Below are 16938 nucleotides of genomic sequence, written 5' to 3' on the forward strand. Positions count from 1 at the left end.
CAGTTCGATGCCAGTCGAGATCTCCCGCGGGAAGAACCCGCTCCGCGCAGTCGATGACCGTCGCCTCAACCGCATCGCAGGCCCCAGCGCCCTCGTGATCTTCGGGGTGACCGGCGACCTGTCGCGCAAGAAGCTCATGCCCGCCGTGTACGACCTGGCCAACCGTGGCCTGCTTCCGCCGGGCTTCGCGCTCGTCGGGTTCGCCCGTCGCGACTGGGAGGACCAGGATTTCGCGAAGGTCGTCTACGACGCCGTGCGGCAGAACGCGCGGACGGAGTTCCGCGAAGAGACGTGGCAGCAGCTCCTGCAGGGGATCCGCTTCGTCTCGGGCGAGTTCGGCGACCCCGACGCGTTCCGGCGCCTCCGCGAGACCGTGCAGAAGCTCGACACCGAACGCGGGACGATGGGCAACCACGCGTTCTACCTCTCGATCCCCCCGAAGGACTTCCCCCAGGTGGCGGAGCAGCTCAAGGCGTCCGGTCTCGTCGACGACACCGCCGACAGTCCCGAGCGCTGGCGACGCGTCGTGATCGAGAAGCCGTTCGGGCACGACCTGGCCTCGGCCCGCGAACTGAACGACGCGCTCCGCTCGGCCTTCCCGACCGACTCGATCTTCCGCATCGACCACTACCTCGGCAAGGAGACCGTCCAGAACATCCTGGCGCTGCGTTTCGCCAACGAACTCTACGAGCCGATCTGGAACCGCAACTACGTCGACCACGTGCAGATCACGATGGCCGAGGACATCGGCGTCGGCGGTCGCGCCGGGTACTACGACGGGATCGGGGCGGCGCGCGACGTCATCCAGAATCACCTGCTGCAGCTCCTCGCCCTGACCGCGATGGAGGAGCCGATCTCGTTCGACGCGAAGGACCTTCGCGCCGAGAAGGAGAAGGTGCTCGCCGCGGTCACACTGCCGGAGGATCTTGCACGCTCCACCGCGCGCGGGCAGTACGCCGGCGGCTGGCAGGGCGGCGAGAAGGTCCTCGGGTTCCTGGAGGAGGACGGGATGAATCCCGAATCCCCGACGGAGACCTACGCCGCGATCACCCTCGAGATCAACACGCGCCGCTGGGAAGGGGTCCCGTTCTATCTGCGCACCGGCAAGCGCCTCGGACGCCGTGTCACCGAGATCGCCGTCGTGTTCAAGCGGGCTCCGGAGATGCTCTTCCCCCGCAGTCAGACCTCCGGTCAGGGGCAGAACGCCCTCGTCATCCGCGTGCAGCCCGATGAGGGCGTCACCATCCGCTTCGGATCGAAGGTTCCCGGCGCCGGCGCCCAGGTCCGCGACGTGACGATGGACTTCGGATACGGCCACGCCTTCACCGAGGCGAGCCCCGAAGCGTACGAGCGTCTGATCCTCGACGTGCTCCTGGGCGATCCCCCGCTGTTCCCCCGCCACGAGGAAGTCGAGCTCTCGTGGAAGATCCTCGACCCGATCGAGCAGTTCTGGGAGGAGCAGGGCGGGCCTCTCGAGCAGTACGCCCCAGGCTCCTGGGGACCCGACTCCGCGGACGAGATGCTCGCCCGCGATGGACGCATCTGGAGGCGCCCGTGATCGTCGACCTTCCCGACACCACCGTGAGCAAGATCTCGCGGGCCCTGGTGAACGTGCGCGAAGAGGGCGGTGCCGTCGCGCTCGGCCGTGTGCTCACTCTCATCATCATCACCCGGCTCGGCGCCGAGGAAGCCGTCATCGAGGCGGCGAACGACGCCTCCCGCGAACATCCGATGCGCGTGATCGTGCTGATGATCGGGGACAGCGCCCAGACCGACTCGTGCCTGAACGCGCAGATCCGTGTGGGTGGTGACGCCGGCGCAAGCGAGGTCGTCACCCTTCATGTCGTCGGCGAGGCCGGCCGGGCCCCCCTGGAGTCCCTCGTCACCGGCCTCCTCCTCCCCGACGCGCCGGTCGTCGTCTGGTGGCCTGACGAGACGCCGCCGGTCACGGCGAAGACCTCCATCGGGCGAATCGCCCAGCGCCGGATCACGGATGCCGCGACCAAGCCCGATCCCACCGCGTGGGTCGCGGGGCTCGGCGCCTCCTACGCCCCGGGTGACACCGACCTCGCCTGGACGCGGCTCACCCGCTGGCGGGAGCAGCTGGCGGCGATCCTCGACCAGCCCCCGTACGAGGCGGTGACCGCCGTCACCGTGCGCGGAGCCGCGGACTCCCCCTCCACGGCACTGCTCGCCGCCTGGCTCCGACTGGCGTTGGACGTGCCCGTGGACTGGGCGTATCTGCCTGCCGAGGAGTGGCCACACGGGATCAAGTCGGTGTGTCTGCACCGCGACAGCGGAGACATCGTGCTCGAACGCCCCAGCTCGGATGTGGCGATCCTCACGCAGCCGGATCAGCCGAGCCATGACCTCGCCTTCCCCCGGCGCACTTTGCGCGAGTGCCTCGCCGAGGAGCTCCGTCGCCTCGATCCGGACGTCCTGTATGGTCGAGTGATCACCGAGGGATGGGAGCTCCTGGGCCCCCCGGGGAACGCGAAGGCGCAGGACGAAACACGGAAATGAGCGGCATGGTCGAAGTGTGGTCCGAGAAGCGCGTCATCATCAGCACGGACCCGACGGCCCTCGCCCGATCCGTCGCCGATCGCTTCCTCCGCAAGGTCGCCAAGCGTCTCGAGTCCTCTGACGTCGCCCATGTCTCCCTGACCGGAGGGTCGATGGGCTCCGCTGTCCTCGCCGCGGTGTCGAAGCATCCGAAGCGCGATCGGGTCGATTGGTCGCGGGTCCACTTCTGGTGGAGCGACGAGCGCTACCTCGACCGCGGTCACGCCGACCGGAACGAGACGCAGGCGCGTGAGGCGCTGCTCGACTCCCTCCCGGTGCCGGACGCGAACATCCACGCGATCGCCGCGGCGGACAGCGGTCTGGGCCTCGACGAGGCCGCTGACGCGTACGCGGCGGAGCTCGCGCGGTTCGGAGCCGACGGTTCGGCCTGGCCCGCTTTCGATGTCTGCTTCCTGGGCGTCGGTCCCGACGGGCACATCGCATCGCTGTTCCCCGACCGCGCGGAGATCCGCGTCACCGATCGCGCCGTCCTCGCCGTTCGCGATTCCCCGAAGCCGCCGTCCGAGCGCGTGACGATGACGCGCCCCGTCATCAACAGCGCGCACCGGGTGTGGATGGTGCTCTCCGGTACCGACAAGGCATCGGCCCTCGGTCTGGCCCTCGCCGGAGCGAGCTACGCGAGTGTGCCCGCCGCGGGCGCCAAGGGGCGCAAGCAGACCATGTTCTTCGTCGACGAGGATGCCGCGGGCAACGTCCCGCCGGAGCTCATCGACCGCGAGTGAGCGAAAGAGCCGGACCTACCTTCTCGGTGGGTCCGGCTCTTTCGCGTCTTCTGGTCGGTTCAGTCCTGTCCGCGTCGGTCGCGCAGCTGAGCGAGTGCGTCGTCGAGCAGCGCCTCGGCTTCTTCGTCGGTGCGGCGCTCTTTCACGTAGGCCAGGTGCGTCTTGTACGGCTCGGTCTTCGCCAGGGCCGGCGGGTTGTCCTTATCACGTCCGGCGGGCAGTCCCGAGTGCGGCGAGTCGATGGTCTCCGGAATCTCCTCCTCCGGAATTCCGGCGGCGAAGTACCGCACCGTCTCGTTGCCGAGAGCGTCCCAGTACGAGACGGCTACACGATCCGCGTGGAATCCGTGATCCTGCTCCCCCATGGGGCCCGCACCCACCCGCGTGCCGCGGATGGCGTTTCCTCCGGTGGCCATCAAATCCCCTGGAACTTGGTGATGAGACCGAGCGAGACGATGGCGACGAACCACACCAGCGCCAGCACGATCGTGAACCGATTGAGATTGCGCTCCGCGAGCCCGGACGAGCCGAGCGCCGACGTCATTCCGCCGCCGAACATGTCGGAGAGGCCCCCGCCCCGCCCCTTGTGGAGCAGGATGAGAAGGGTCAGCAGGAGGCTGGTGATGCCCAGCATGACCTGCAGGACGAACTCGAGGATCTGCACGGAACTTACGCCTTTCACCGCGCCCGTCGGGGCGCACGATTTCCCAGTATAGGCGGGGTCAGACGCCGACGTGTTTCTGGAAACGGATGATCGAGGAGAACTCGTCGACCAGCAGACTGGCGCCGCCGACCAAGGCCCCGTCCACGTCGGGTTCCCGCATGAAGCCCGCGATGTTCGCCGCCTTCACCGATCCGCCGTAGAGCACACGCGTGCGCGCGGCCGCGTCGGCGTCCAGCACCTCCGCGACGACGTCGCGGAGCTTCGCGCAGACGTCCTGCGCCTGGTCCGGCGTCGCCGCCTGACCCGACCCGATCGCCCAGACCGGCTCGTAGGCCACGACGATGTCCGCATCGGCGGCCACGCCCTCGAGCGCGGCACGCAGCTGCGCGACGGGGACGGCGCTCGCGCCGAACTTCTCGAGGTCGTCGCTGGTCTCCCCCACGCAGATGACGGGAACCAGACCGTGACGCAGTGCGGCCTGCACCTTCGCTGCGACGACGTCATCCCCCTCCGCGTGGTACTCACGGCGCTCCGAGTGCCCGATGATCACGTAGCGCGCGTCCAGCTTCGACAGGAACGCACCCGAGATCTCACCGGTGTACGCACCCGAGTCGTGCGTGGACAGGTCCTGTGCGCCCAGACCGAACGGGATCTTGTCGGCGTCGAGGAGCGTCTGCACCGTGCGCAGGTCGGTGAACGGCGGGAACACGGCCACCTCGACGGTGCTGTGGTCGTGGCCGGCGTCCTTGAGCGTCCAGTGCAGCTTCTGCACGAACGCCACCGCCTGCAGGTGGTCCAGGTTCATCTTCCAGTTGCCCGCGATGAGCGGCATCCGTGTGGTCATTGCCATCCGAGGACCTCCAGTCCGGGAAGCTTCTTGCCCTCGAGGAACTCGAGGCTGGCACCGCCGCCGGTCGAGATGTGACCGAACGCGTCATCGGCGAAACCGAGCTGGCGCACGGCCGCGGCGGAGTCTCCCCCACCGACCACCGACAGCCCGTCGACCTGGGTCAGGGCCTCGGCGACCGCCTTCGTGCCTGCGGCGAATGCCGGCATCTCGAACACGCCCATCGGGCCGTTCCAGAAGACCGTGCGACTCGAGCGGACGGCGTCGGCGAAGATGCGAGCGGTCTCCGGCCCGATGTCCAGACCGAGACCTGCGTCGCCGAAGGCGGTCTCCTCCAGAGCGTCAGCGGGCGCGACGACGTGCTCGGCATCCGCCGAGAACGCCGAGGCCATCACCGCATCGACGGGGAGCACGATTTCCACCCCCCGCTCGAGGGCGGTCGTCATGTAGCGGGTGACCGTGTCGATCTGGTCCTTCTCGAGGAGACTCGATCCGACGCGGAACCCCTTGGCCGCCAGGAAGGTGAACAGCATGCCGCCACCCACGAGGATGCGATCCACCCGCGGGAGGAGGTGCTCGATGACGCCGAGCTTGTCGCTGACCTTCGACCCGCCGAGCACGACCGTGTAGGGGCGCTCGGGCTTCTCCGTCAGGCGGTCGAGGACGTCGACCTCCTTCTCGATCAGGAGGCCGGCGGCGGAGGGCAGGATCTCCGCGAGCTCGTACACGGACGCCTGCTTGCGGTGCACGACACCGAACCCGTCCGAGACGAGCACGTCGCCGAGCGCGGCGAGCTCTTCCGCGAAGGCCCGGCGGACACCGTCGTCCTTCGCGGTCTCGCCGGGGTTGAACCGGAGGTTCTCGATGACCGCGACGTCCCCGTCCTCGAGCGCAGCCACGGCGTCGCGCGCCGACTCGCCGACGGTGTCCCGCCCGAAGGCGACGGGCGTTCCGAGGAGTTCAGACAGGCGCTGGGCCACGGGCGCCAGGCTGTACTTCGCATCCGGCGCGCCGTCGGGGCGTCCCAGGTGCGAGCACACGACGACGCGAGCGCCGGCGTTGATGAGGGCGTTCAGCGTCGGAAGCGCCGCCCGCACGCGGCCATCGTCCGTGATCCGACCGTCCTTGAGGGGGACGTTGAAGTCGGCACGGACGATGACGCGCTTGCCGGCAAGCGAACCCAGCGAGTCGAGGGTGCGCAGTGCCATGACGATCAGAGCTTGGCGGCGACGAGCGAGGTCAGGTCGACCAGGCGGTTGGAGTAGCCCCACTCGTTGTCGTACCAGGCGGAGACCTTGACGAGGTTGCCGCTGACGTTGGTCTGGCCGGCGTCGAACACGGACGACGAGGGGTCGTGCACGATGTCCGTCGAGACGATCGGGTCGGTGTTGTACTTCAGGTAGCCGACGAGGGCGCCTTCCGCCGCAGCCTTCTCGTAGGCCGCGTTGATGGTCTCCTTGGTGAGTCCCTCGGTGGGCGTGATGATCGTCAGGTCGACGATCGAGCCGGTGGGGACGGGGACCCGGTAGGACGATCCGCTGAGCTTGCCGTTCAGCTCGGGAAGCACGAGGCCGATGGCCTTGGCCGCTCCGGTCGCCGCGGGGACGATGTTGAGGGCGGCCGCGCGCGCGCGGTGCAGGTCGCTGTGAGGACCGTCCTGCAGGTTCTGGTCGGCGGTGTAGGCGTGCGCGGTCATCATGAAGCCGCGCTCGATGCCGAAGTTGTCGTTGAAGACCTTGGCGAGCGGGGCGAGGCAGTTGGTGGTGCAGGACGCGTTCGAGATGATGTGCATCGTCTCCGGGTCGTACTCGCCGTCGTTGACGCCCATGACGAAGGTGCCGTCGACGTCGGTGCCGGGCGCGGAGATGAGGACCTTCTTGGCGCCGCCCGCGATGTGCTTGCCGGCATCCGCCGCCTTCGTGAAGCGACCGGTCGACTCGATGACGATGTCGACGCCCAGCTCGCCCCAGGGGAGGTTGGCGGGGTCGCGCTCCTCGAACACCTTGATGCTCTTGCCGCCGACGGTGATGGAGTCCTCGGTGTACGAGACCTCTTCGGAGAGGCGTCCACCGACGGAGTCGTACTTGAGCAGGTGTGCCAGGGACTTGTTGTCGGTGAGGTCGTTCACCGCCACGATGTCCAGGTCCGCGCCCTGTTCGAGGGCCGCGCGGAGGAAGTTGCGTCCGATACGGCCGAAGCCGTTGATACCGATCTTGACAGCCACGGAGTTTCTCCTGAGAAGTGTCGTGCGCGAGCGCGCGGTTGGTGCGATTCAGACAGTGGACAACGGCGTCCCGGCGGGGAATCCCGCCGGGACGCCCACACCGTTTACGACAGTACCAGCAGGCCCGCAGTCTTCTCACGAGCGGCATCGAGGCGCTGCGCCACGTTCTGCCAGTTCGCGATGTTCCAGGCGGCCGACACGTAGTCCGCCTTGACGTTGAGGTAGTCGAGGTAGAACGCGTGCTCCCACATGTCGAGCTGGAAGACCGGGATGGTCCCCTGGGCGGTGTTGCTCTGCTGGTCGAAGAGCTGCTGGATGATGAGCTGCTCGCCGATCGGGTCCCAGCTGAGCACGGCCCAGCCCGAGCCCTGGATGCCGGTCGCCGCCGCGGTGAAGTGCGCCTTGAACGAGTCGAAGCCTCCGAAGAACTCGTCGATCGCCGCGCGCAGCTCGCCCTCCGGCTCTCCGCCGCCGCCGTCGCTCGCGGGAGCGAGGTTCGTCCAGAAGATCGAGTGGTTGACGTGTCCGCCGAGGTTGAACGCCAGATCCTTCTCGAGCTTGTTCACATTCGCGAGGTTGCCGCTCTCGCGGGCCTCGGCGAGCTGCTCGAGCGCGGTGTTCGCGCCGGTCACGTACGCCTGGTGGTGCTTGTCGTGATGCAGCTCCATGATCTTGCCGCTGATGTGCGGCTCCAGAGCCGCAAAGTCATAGGGGAGGTCGGGCAAGGTGTACTTCGCCATGTTCTCTTCTTCCTATCGGCGCGGCGCCGACGATCCTCGGCGCCGCGAGGGTGACGGGTTCATCCTATTGAGCGCCAACCACGCGGGGCAGGACTTGCTTCCCGCAGGGGCGTGGTTTATGTGTCAGTCCTCGACGCCGGCGGGCACGGCGGATTCGGTGCCGGGGATGCCCTCGGCCTCGGCCTTCTTGTCGGCCATGGCCAGCAGCCGGCGGATGCGACCCGCGACGGCGTCCTTCGTCAGCGGCGGATCCGCGTGGTGGCCGAGCTCGTCGAGGGAGGCGTCGCGGTGGGCGAGCCGGAGGTCGCCGGCCTGGCGGAGGTGGTCCGGGATCTCTTCGCCGAGGATCTCCATCGCCCGCTCGACGCGAGCGCACGCCGCGACGGCCGCCTGCGCGGAGCGGCGCAGGTTGGCGTCGTCGAAGTTGACCAGGCGGTTGACGCCGGCACGCACCTCGCGTCGCTGCCGCATCTGGTCCCAGTCCTCTGCGGCCTTGCGTGCCCCCATCGCGGCGAGGGTGGATCGGATGCCCTCGCCCTCGCGGACCACGACGCGGGGCACCCCGCGGACCTCCCGGGCCTTGGCGGGGATGCCGAGCCGGTGCGCCGCGCCGACGAGCGCCATCGCCGCCTCGGACGACGGGCAGGTGATCTCCAGCGCAGCGGATCGGCCGGGCTCGCTCAGCGCGCCCGCGGCGAGGAAGGCCCCGCGCCAGATGGCGGCGAGGTCGCCACGGTTCCCCGTGGTCAGTTTGTTCGGCAGACCGCGCACCGGTCGGCGGCGCTGATCGAGGAGTCCCGTCTGACGGGCGAGCGTCTCTCCGCCCTCGATGACACGGACGGCGTAGTGGCTCCCGCCGCGGCCGCCCGACCCCTGCACGTGGACCAGCTCGGGGCGGACGCCGTAGATCTCCATCAGGTCGCGGGCAGTGCGTCGCGCGAGGATGTCCGAGTCGACCTCCGCCTCGACCGCGACACGGTTCGCGATGGAGTGCAGACCCCCCGAGAACCGCAGAAGCGACGTGAGTTCGGCGACCCGAGCCGTCGGGCGCGGGTCGCGCACGGTGATCAGCTCGGCCTTCACATCGGCGGTCAGCGACACGGGGCTCCTCGTCGGTCAGGTGTGGGGGACGATCGACCAGCCTACTCGCGCGCGGTCGATCCTGCCGCCGCCGTCACTCCCGACCGAGGTCGCGATCGCGCACTCGCACGGCGACGCCGGGGAGGCTCTCGAGTCGTTCCGCGAGCTGACGGGCCATCACGACCGACCGGTGCTTGCCGCCGGTGCAGCCGACGGCGATGACCGAATGACGCTTGTTCTCGCGCTGGTATCCGGCGAGCACCGGGGTCAGCGCGCCCGCGTAAGCGTCGAGGAAGTCGACGGCGCCCCGCTGCCCGAGGACGTAGTCGCGCACCGCGGCGTCCTCACCCGTCAGGGCGCGCAGGGATTCCTCCCAGAACGGGTTCGGGAGGAATCGCATGTCGGCGATCATGTCGGCGTCCGGTGGCACGCCGTACTTGAAGCCGAAGCTGAGGATCGTCAGGGTGTGCCGGGCGTCTCCCTCGTCGGAGAAGAGCTCGACGACGCGTGTGGCCAGTTGATGGACGTTGTACCGCGTCGTGTCGACGATGACGTCGGCGCTCTCCCGCACCGCGGCCAAGCGCTCCCGCTCGCGGCGGATGCCGTCGACGATCGTCCCGTCGCCCTGCAGCGGATGCGGTCGACGTACAGCCTCGAACCGGCGGACCAGGGCCTCGTCGGACGCGTCCAGGAACATCAGGCGCATCTCCCGACGCTCGCGCAGTGCGCGCAGCGCCTCAGGCAGCTCGGAGAACAGATCGCGACCGCGCACGTCGACGACGACGGCCACGCGAGGGAGGACACCGCCGGCCAGGCTCGTCAGCTCCAAGAGCGGGCGCAGCATCTGCGGCGGAAGGTTGTCGACCACGTACCAGCCGAGATCCTCGAGCGCGTTCGCCGCCGTCGAGCGTCCCGCCCCCGACATGCCGGTGACGATCAGGACTTCGCCGGTGTCGCTGCGCTCGGTCTCGCTCATGGATGTGGCCTCCGTGGTCGCTCCGACCAGCCTATCGACCCGCGGGCAGGGTCACTCACCCGACAGATGCGTGCGGATCGCGGTCGCGAGCTTCGGTCCGATGCCCGGCAGTTCCGCGATCTGCTCTTCGGTGGCCCCCCGGAGTGCGGCGACCGAGCCGAAGTGGCGGAGGAGGGCACGGATCCTCGCGTCGCCGAGGCCGGGAACCTCTGCCAGGACCGACTGGATGTCGCGTCGGCGACGCTTGCGCTGATGCGTGATGGCGAATCGGTGGGCCTCGTCCCTCAGACGCTGCAGGAGGTACAGCGCTTCCGACGTGCGGGGCAGGATGACCGGGTACTCCTCCCCGGGGAGCCACACCTCCTCGAGGCGCTTCGCGATCCCGCACAGAGCGATCTCCTCGTGCCCGGCATCGCGAAGTGCTCTTTCGGCCGCCTGGACCTGGGGGCGGCCGCCATCGACCACGAGAAGCTGCGGCCGGTAGGCGAACCTCGGGCGCTTGGGCGCGACACCCTCCCCCGCCAGCCCGGTTTCGGCTTCGGGCTCGGGCCGGTCCAGGTAGGCCAACCGACGGGTGAGCACCTGGTGTATCGAATCGGTGTCGTCGGTGGTCTCCGCCACCGAGAACGACCGGTACTGATCCTTGCGGGGCAGGCCGTCCTCGAACACCACCATCGAGGCGACCACGTTGGTGCCGCTCAGATGCGAGACGTCGAAGCATTCGATGCGCAGCGGAGCCTCGGCGAGGCCGAGTGCCTCCTGGAGATCGGTCAGCGCGCGCGTGCGCGCGACGTAATCGCTGGTGCGGCGGGTCTTGTGGACCATCAGAGCCTGCTGCGCATTCAAGGTCGCCGTCCTCATCAAGTCGGCCTTGCCTCCGCGCTGCGCCACCTGGATCGACACGTTCTTCCCGCGGCGCTCCTTCAGCCATTCGGTCAGCTCCGCGGCATCCTCCGGGAGCGCGGGCACGAGCACCTGCCGCGGGATGTCCGCACCGGCCGCATTGCCGTATGTGCGCTGGAGGACCTGATCGACGAGGTCCGCGCCGCTGATGTCGAGCTCCTTCTCGATCGTGCTCGCGCGGACGCCCCGGACGCGGCCGCCGCGGATGACGAAATGCTGGACGGCGGCGGCGAGCTCATCCTCGGCGATGCCGAACAGGTCGGCATCGGTGTCCTCCGCCAGGACGAGGGCGCTCTTGTTGAGCACGGCGTCGATCGCCTGGAGCCGGTCGCGGTAGACGGCCGCCGCCTCGTAGTCCATCGCGACGGCCGCGGCTCGCATGCGCGCGGTGAGGTCCTTCGTGAAGCGCTGGTCGCCACCGGCCATGAAAGCGACGAAATCCTCGACGATGGCCCGGTGCTCCTCGATGGTCACCCGGCCTGAGCACGGACCTCCGCAGCGACCGATCTGGCCGGGGAAGCAGGGGCGTCCCGATTGCATGGCCTTCTTGTACGACGCGTCGCTGCAGGTGCGGATCGGGAACACCTTGATCATCAGGTCGATGGTCTCGTGCACCGCCCACACCTTCGGGTACGGCCCGAAGTACTTCGCGCCCCGGATCTTGCGGTTGCGGGTGACGAGGACCCGCGGCGCTTCGTCACCGAGGGTGACGGCCATGAAGGGGTAGGACTTGTCGTCGCGGTAGCGGACGTTGAAAGGCGGATCGAACTCCTTGATCCACTGGTACTCCAGCTGGAGCGAGTCGACATCCGTCGGCACCACGGTCCACTCGACGGATGCCGCCGACAGCACCATCCGCCGCGTGCGTTCGTGCAGGGTGTGCAGCGGAGCGAAGTAGTTCGAGAGCCGAGCCCGCAGATTCTTCGCCTTGCCCACGTACAGGACGCGGCCGTCGGCGTCGCGGAAGCGGTACACGCCCGGGTTGGTCGGGATCTCCCCCGGGCGGGGCTTGTACGACACCGTCGGTGTCGCGCGGGCCCGCCCGTTCTCGGCGACGACCACGTCACCCCGCCTTACGGACCGCCGCACCGCCCGGAAGGACCTCGGCCAGGAACTGGCCGGTGTGGCTCGCAGCGACGCGCGCGACCTGTTCGGGGGTCCCCGTGGCGATGATCTGGCCGCCGCCGGAGCCGCCCTCGGGACCCATGTCGATGATCCAGTCCGCGGACTTGATGACGTCGAGGTTGTGCTCGATCACGATGACGGTGTTGCCCTTGTCGACCAAGCCGCCCAGAACTTCGAGGAGGCGACGGACGTCCTCGAAGTGCAGCCCGGTGGTGGGCTCGTCGAGCACATAGATCGACCGCCCGTTCGAGCGGCGCTGGAGCTCGGTGGCGAGCTTGACGCGCTGCGCCTCGCCTCCGGAGAGGGTCGTCGCGGATTGCCCGAGCCGCACATAGCCGAGACCCACGTCGACGAGGGTCTTGAGGTAGCGGTGGATCGCCTGGATCGGCTCGAAGAACTCGGCCGCCTCCGAGATCGGCATCTCGAGGACCTCGGCGATGTTCTTGCCCTTGTAGTGCACGCTCAAGGTGTCGCGGTTGTACCGCTTGCCGTGGCACACCTCGCAGTCCACGTACACGTCGGGAAGGAAGTTCATCTCGATCTTGATGGTCCCGTCGCCCGAGCACGCGTCGCAGCGACCGCCCTTGACGTTGAAGCTGAAGCGACCGGGCTGGTACCCGCGCGCCTTCGCCTCGAGCGTCTCGCTGAAGAGGGTGCGGATCCGGTCGAAGACGCCCGTGTAGGTCGCGGGGTTCGACCGCGGGGTGCGTCCGATGGGTGCCTGATCGACGTGCACGACCTTGTCGAGGTCGTCCAGCCCGGTCACGCGCGTGTGGCGTCCGGGCACGGTGCGCGCACCGTTGAGTCGGGCCGCGAGCACCTGGTAGAGCACATCGTTGACGAGAGACGACTTGCCCGACCCGCTCACGCCGGTGACGGCGGTGAGGACGCCGAGGGGGAAGTCGGCCGTCACGTTGCGCAGGTTGTTCTCGCGCGCACCGACGACGGAGATCTGCCGCTTCTTGTCGATGCGACGGCGCTTCGGCGGGGTCGGGATGACCCGACGACCGGCGAGGTAGTCGCCGGTGATGGACGAGCGGTCCTCGAGCATCTGAGCGAGCGGGCCCGAGTGGACCACTTCTCCCCCGTCGACGCCGGCCCGCGGTCCGATGTCGACCACCCAGTCCGCGGCGTGGATCGTCTCCTCGTCGTGCTCGACGACGATCAGGGTGTTGCCGAGATCGCGCAGGGTGACGAGCGTCTCGATGAGTCGTCGGTTGTCCCTCTGGTGCAGACCGATGCTCGGCTCGTCGAGGACGTAGAGGACACCGGTCAGACCGGAGCCGATCTGCGTGGCCAGGCGGATGCGCTGTGCCTCGCCGCCGGAGAGGGATCCCGCGGACCGGCTCAGGTTGAGATAGGTCAGTCCGACCTGAATCAGGAAGTCCAGGCGGAGGCGGATCTCGCGCAGGACCTGTGCGGCGATCTTCGCCTCGCGGTCGGTCAGCTCGAGCTCGGCGAAGAAGGCCTGCGCGTCGGCGAGACTCAGCCGTGAGGCGTCGGCGATCGAGTGCCCGTGTACGTGAACCGCCAGTACCTCCGGCTTCAGACGCGCACCGTCACACACCGGGCACGGGACCTCACGCAGGAAGTCCGCCCACCGCTGCCGCTGCGTGTCGGACTCGGCCTGGAGATACTGCCGTTCGATGTAGGGCACGACGCCCTCGAACCCGGACGAGTACCGCATCTCGCGGCCGTAGCGGTTCTTCCACTTGACCGTGACCTTGTAGTTCTCACCGCGGAGCACGGCTTCCCGCACCTGCTGCGGCAGCTTCCGCCACGGCGTGTCCAGCGAGAACCCGAGATCGGCGGCGAGACCCTCCAGAAGACGCTCGTAGTACTGGAACAGTCCCTTGCCCTGCGTCGTCCAGGGGATGATCACGCCCTCGCGGATGGACAGTTCCTCGTCGCCCAGCATCAGGTCGACATCCACCGACATCCGCGTCCCCAGTCCGGAGCACGCGGGGCACGCACCGAACGGGGCGTTGAACGAGAACGTGCGCGGCTCGATCTCGGTGAGCTGCAGCGGGTGCCCGTTGGGGCACGCGAGCTTCTCGGAGAACGACTGCCACGCGTCGTCGCCCTCTTCATCGACGAAGTTCACCTGCATGACGCCGCCCGCGAGACCCAGAGCCGTCTCCACGGAATCCGTGATGCGCGTGAGGATGTCGGGTCCGGCCACCAGGCGGTCGATGACGACGGCGATATCGTGCTTGTAGCTCTTCTTCAGCGTCGGCGGCTCGGCGAGCTGGATGAGCTCACCGTCCACGACGGCGCGGGCGTACCCCTTCGCAGACAGCTCCTTGAAGAGATCGACGAACTCGCCCTTCTTCTGCGTCACGACGGGAGCGACGATCTGGTAGCGCGTGCGCTCGGGCAGCTCCATCAGCTGGTCGGCGATCTGCTGGACCGTCTGACGCTGGATCCGCGCGCCGCAGTCGGGGCAGTGCGGGACGCCGATGCGCGCCCAGAGCAGGCGCATGTAGTCGTGGATCTCGGTGATCGTGCCGACGGTCGATCGCGGGTTGCGGTTGGTCGACTTCTGATCGATCGACACCGCGGGGCTCAGACCCTCGATGAAGTCGACGTCCGGACGGTCGACCTGACCGAGGAACTGGCGTGCGTACGCGCTCAGCGACTCGACGTACCGGCGCTGCCCCTCGGCGAAGATCGTGTCGAAAGCCAGGCTCGATTTCCCCGATCCGGACAGCCCCGTGAAGACGACGAGGGAATCCCGCGGAATCTCGAGATCGACGTCCTTCAGATTGTGGACGCGGGCACCTCGGACGGACAGCGTTCCGCTCGAGTGGGCATGGGAGGAGACGGGGACGATGGGCACCCGTCAAGTGTAGGCGCGGCCTCCGACACCGGGTCCGGGGTGGCTTCGCTCTCGGCGAAGCGCTACGCGCACTCAGGCGTGGCCGGCACGCTCCATCGCCCGCAGCTCCTTCTTCAGGTCCTGCACTTCGTCTCGCAGGCGGGCCGCGAGCTCGAACTTCAGTTCGGATGCGGCGGCGAGCATCTGATCCGACAGATCGGCGATCGTCGCCTCGAGCTGCGTCGCCCCCTCCGCCGCGATGCCCTCGCGGCGCAGGCGCGGGGTCGGGCTCTTGCCCTTGCCGTTCTTGGTCGCCGCGGCCTCCTTGCGTCCGAGGAGCGCCTTGGTGTCCTCGCCCTCGCGGATCAGGGCATCCGTGATGTCGGCGATCTTCTTCCGCAGCGGGGTGGGGTCGATGCCGTGCTCGAGGTTGTACGCGATCTGCTTCTCGCGGCGCCGCTCGGTCTCGTCGATGGCGTTGCGCATCGAATCGGTGATCTTGTCGGCGTACATGTGCACTTCGCCGGACACGTTCCGAGCCGCGCGGCCGATCGTCTGGATGAGCGAGGTGCCGCTGCGGAGGAACCCCTCCTTGTCGGCGTCGAGGATAGACACCAGGGACACTTCGGGGAGGTCGAGACCCTCGCGCAGGAGGTTGATGCCGACGAGGACGTCGTAGACGCCGGCGCGGAGCTCGCTCAGCAGTTCGACGCGCCGCAGGGTGTCCACGTCCGAGTGCAGGTATCGGACGCGCACGCCGTGCTCCGCAAGGAAGTCGGTGAGTTCCTCGGACATCTTCTTCGTCAGCGTGGTGACGAGGACCCGCTCGTCGCGCTCCACGCGGACGCGGATCTCTTCCAGCAGGTCGTCGATCTGGCCTTTCGAGGGCTTGACGATGATCTGCGGGTCCACGAGACCCGTCGGGCGGATGATCTGCTCGACGACCCCGTCCGCGATCCCCATCTCGTAGCGGCCGGGCGTGGCGGAGAGGTAGACCGTCTGTCCGATCCGGTTCTTGAACTCGTCCCACCGCAGCGGGCGGTTGTCCATCGCGGAGGGCAGGCGGAAGCCGTGCTCGACGAGCGTGCGCTTGCGGGAGGCGTCGCCCTCGTACATGGCGCCGATCTGCGGCACCGTCACGTGGGACTCGTCGATGACGAGCAGGAAATCGTCGGGGAAGAAGTCGAGGAGGGTGTGCGGGGGGTCGCCGGCCGAGCGCCCGTCCAAGTGGCGGGAGTAGTTCTCGATGCCCGAGCAGAAGCCGAGCTGCTGCAGCATCTCCAGATCGAACGTGGTGCGCATGCGAAGACGCTGCGCCTCGAGCAGCTTGTTCTGCTTCTCCAGCTCGCTCAGCCGATCGGCGAGCTCGGCCTCGATCGTCCCGATCGCGCGCTGGACCGTGTCGGTGCCCGCGACGTAGTGCGAGGCGGGGAAGATCGGCACCGCGTCCATCTTCTGCACCACGTCTCCCGTGAGCGGGTGCAGCATGTAGAGCGCCTCGATCTCGTCGCCGAACATCTCGATCCGGATCGCATACTCCTCGTAGACGGGGATGATCTCGATCGTGTCCCCGCGGACGCGGAAGTTGCCGCGAGAGAAGTCGACGTCGTTGCGGTTGTACTGCATCGAGATGAACTTGCGGATGAGCGCGTCGCGATCGTAGGCCTCGCCCACCTGCAGCGCCACCATGGCACGGAGGTACTCCTCCGGGGCGCCGAGCCCGTAGATGCACGACACGGTGCTCACGACGACGACGTCGCGGCGGCTTAGGAGCGAGTTGGTGGTGGAGTGACGCAGCCGCTCCACCTCGGCGTTGATGGAGGAGTCCTTCTCGATGAAGGTGTCCGTCTGCGGGACGTACGCCTCGGGCTGGTAGTAGTCGTAGTAGCTGACGAAGTACTCGACCGCATTGTTGGGCATGAGGTCGCGGAATTCGTTGGCGAGCTGCGCGGCGAGGGTCTTGTTGTGCGCCAGCACGAGCGTCGGCCGCTGTACGGCCTCGACCAGCCACGCCGTGGTCGCCGACTTCCCTGTCCCCGTCGCCCCGAGGAGGACGACGTCGGTCTCCCCCGCGTTGATGCGCGCGGCGAGCTCGGCGATCGCGTGGGGCTGGTCGCCGGACGGGGAGTACTCGCTGATGACCTCGAAGGGCCGGACGGATCGCGTGGTCTGCACTCCCCCAGGGTAGGCGCGGCCTCCGACACGCTGCCCGGCGTTCGCGGGAGGCGGACGCGTGTCCCACGCGCGAGAGCGGAC

14 protein-coding genes are annotated in these 16938 nt (G+C 68.4%); 3 read left to right on the forward strand and 11 right to left on the reverse strand.

Annotation, left to right across the window (positions count from 1 at the left end):
* Positions 1-7: 7 nt before the first annotated feature.
* Genes zwf through pgl form a run of 3 tightly spaced genes read left to right on the forward strand, consistent with a single transcriptional unit; the run spans position 8 to position 3305 of the window.
* A complete protein-coding gene (gene zwf / locus ABXJ56_RS14665; RefSeq protein WP_354000455.1) occupies positions 8-1558 on the forward strand; it encodes a glucose-6-phosphate dehydrogenase in 1551 nt (516 codons plus the stop codon).
* Entirely contained in the window at positions 1555-2523 is a 969-nt protein-coding gene (locus ABXJ56_RS14670; RefSeq protein ID WP_354000456.1) for a glucose-6-phosphate dehydrogenase assembly protein OpcA, read from the forward strand. Before zwf ends, ABXJ56_RS14670 begins: the two co-directional genes overlap by 4 nt.
* 5 nt (positions 2524-2528) lie before the next feature.
* Positions 2529-3305, forward strand: a complete 777-nt coding sequence (pgl, locus tag ABXJ56_RS14675; RefSeq protein ID WP_354000606.1) for a 6-phosphogluconolactonase — start codon at positions 2529-2531, stop codon at positions 3303-3305.
* A 59-nt stretch (positions 3306-3364) separates the two neighbouring features.
* Here the strand turns inward: pgl and ABXJ56_RS14680 are convergent, their stop codons facing one another.
* The 11 genes from ABXJ56_RS14680 to uvrB form a co-directional block, all read right to left on the reverse strand.
* Positions 3365-3721 carry an RNA polymerase-binding protein RbpA gene (locus ABXJ56_RS14680; protein ID WP_354000457.1) on the reverse strand — a complete coding sequence of 119 codons (357 nt, stop codon included), beginning with the start codon at positions 3719-3721 and terminating at the stop codon, positions 3365-3367.
* Positions 3721-3969, reverse strand: a complete 249-nt coding sequence (gene secG / locus ABXJ56_RS14685; protein WP_053547329.1) for a preprotein translocase subunit SecG — start codon at positions 3967-3969, stop codon at positions 3721-3723. The genes ABXJ56_RS14680 and secG overlap by 1 nt, the downstream gene beginning before the upstream one ends.
* A gap of 58 nt (positions 3970-4027) precedes the next feature.
* Positions 4028-4819, reverse strand: a complete 792-nt coding sequence (gene tpiA, locus ABXJ56_RS14690) for a triose-phosphate isomerase (RefSeq protein WP_354000458.1) — start codon at positions 4817-4819, stop codon at positions 4028-4030.
* On the reverse strand, positions 4810-6024 hold the full coding sequence (locus ABXJ56_RS14695; protein ID WP_354000459.1) for a phosphoglycerate kinase: 1215 nt from the start codon (positions 6022-6024) through the stop codon (positions 4810-4812). Before ABXJ56_RS14695 ends, tpiA begins: the two co-directional genes overlap by 10 nt.
* Before the next feature lie 5 nt (positions 6025-6029).
* A complete protein-coding gene (gap, locus tag ABXJ56_RS14700) occupies positions 6030-7040 on the reverse strand; it encodes a type I glyceraldehyde-3-phosphate dehydrogenase (RefSeq protein WP_354000460.1) in 1011 nt (336 codons plus the stop codon).
* A 104-nt stretch (positions 7041-7144) separates the two neighbouring features.
* A complete protein-coding gene (locus ABXJ56_RS14705; RefSeq protein ID WP_354000461.1) occupies positions 7145-7780 on the reverse strand; it encodes a superoxide dismutase in 636 nt (211 codons plus the stop codon).
* A 123-nt stretch (positions 7781-7903) separates the two neighbouring features.
* Complete coding sequence (gene whiA, locus ABXJ56_RS14710; protein ID WP_354000462.1) at positions 7904-8881, reverse strand: DNA-binding protein WhiA; 978 nt, start codon at positions 8879-8881, stop codon at positions 7904-7906.
* Between the two features lie 73 nt (positions 8882-8954).
* The gene (gene rapZ, locus ABXJ56_RS14715; RefSeq protein ID WP_354000463.1) at positions 8955-9836 is read right to left on the reverse strand and encodes an RNase adapter RapZ; all 882 of its coding nucleotides are present in this window, start codon (positions 9834-9836) and stop codon (positions 8955-8957) included.
* 51 nt (positions 9837-9887) lie between these two features.
* On the reverse strand, positions 9888-11801 hold the full coding sequence (gene uvrC, locus ABXJ56_RS14720) for an excinuclease ABC subunit UvrC (RefSeq protein WP_354000464.1): 1914 nt from the start codon (positions 11799-11801) through the stop codon (positions 9888-9890).
* Between the two features lies 1 nt (position 11802).
* On the reverse strand, positions 11803-14703 hold the full coding sequence (gene uvrA / locus ABXJ56_RS14725; RefSeq protein ID WP_354000465.1) for an excinuclease ABC subunit UvrA: 2901 nt from the start codon (positions 14701-14703) through the stop codon (positions 11803-11805).
* 72 nt (positions 14704-14775) lie between these two features.
* Entirely contained in the window at positions 14776-16857 is a 2082-nt protein-coding gene (gene uvrB / locus ABXJ56_RS14730; RefSeq protein WP_354000466.1) for an excinuclease ABC subunit UvrB, read from the reverse strand.
* Positions 16858-16938 lie beyond the last annotated feature (81 nt).

Origin of the sequence: Microbacterium aurantiacum, assembly GCF_040532595.1 — a bacterium.
In the GTDB taxonomy this organism is placed as follows: Bacteria; Actinomycetota; Actinomycetes; order Actinomycetales; family Microbacteriaceae; genus Microbacterium; species Microbacterium chocolatum_B.

Bases quoted from the DNA above. Each gene is read 5' to 3' on its own strand.
- zwf (WP_354000455.1), top strand. From the start codon at position 8: ATGCCAGTCGAGATCTCCCGCGGGAAGAACCCGCTCCGCGCAGTCGAT.
- pgl (WP_354000606.1), top strand. From the start codon at position 2,529: ATGGTCGAAGTGTGGTCCGAGAAGCGCGTCATCATCAGCACGGACCCG.
- ABXJ56_RS14680 (WP_354000457.1), bottom strand. From the start codon at position 3,721: ATGGCCACCGGAGGAAACGCCATCCGCGGCACGCGGGTGGGTGCGGGC.
- tpiA (WP_354000458.1), bottom strand. From the start codon at position 4,819: ATGGCAATGACCACACGGATGCCGCTCATCGCGGGCAACTGGAAGATG.
- ABXJ56_RS14695 (WP_354000459.1), bottom strand. From the start codon at position 6,024: ATGGCACTGCGCACCCTCGACTCGCTGGGTTCGCTTGCCGGCAAGCGC.
- ABXJ56_RS14705 (WP_354000461.1), bottom strand. From the start codon at position 7,780: ATGGCGAAGTACACCTTGCCCGACCTCCCCTATGACTTTGCGGCTCTG.
- rapZ (WP_354000463.1), bottom strand. From the start codon at position 9,836: ATGAGCGAGACCGAGCGCAGCGACACCGGCGAAGTCCTGATCGTCACC.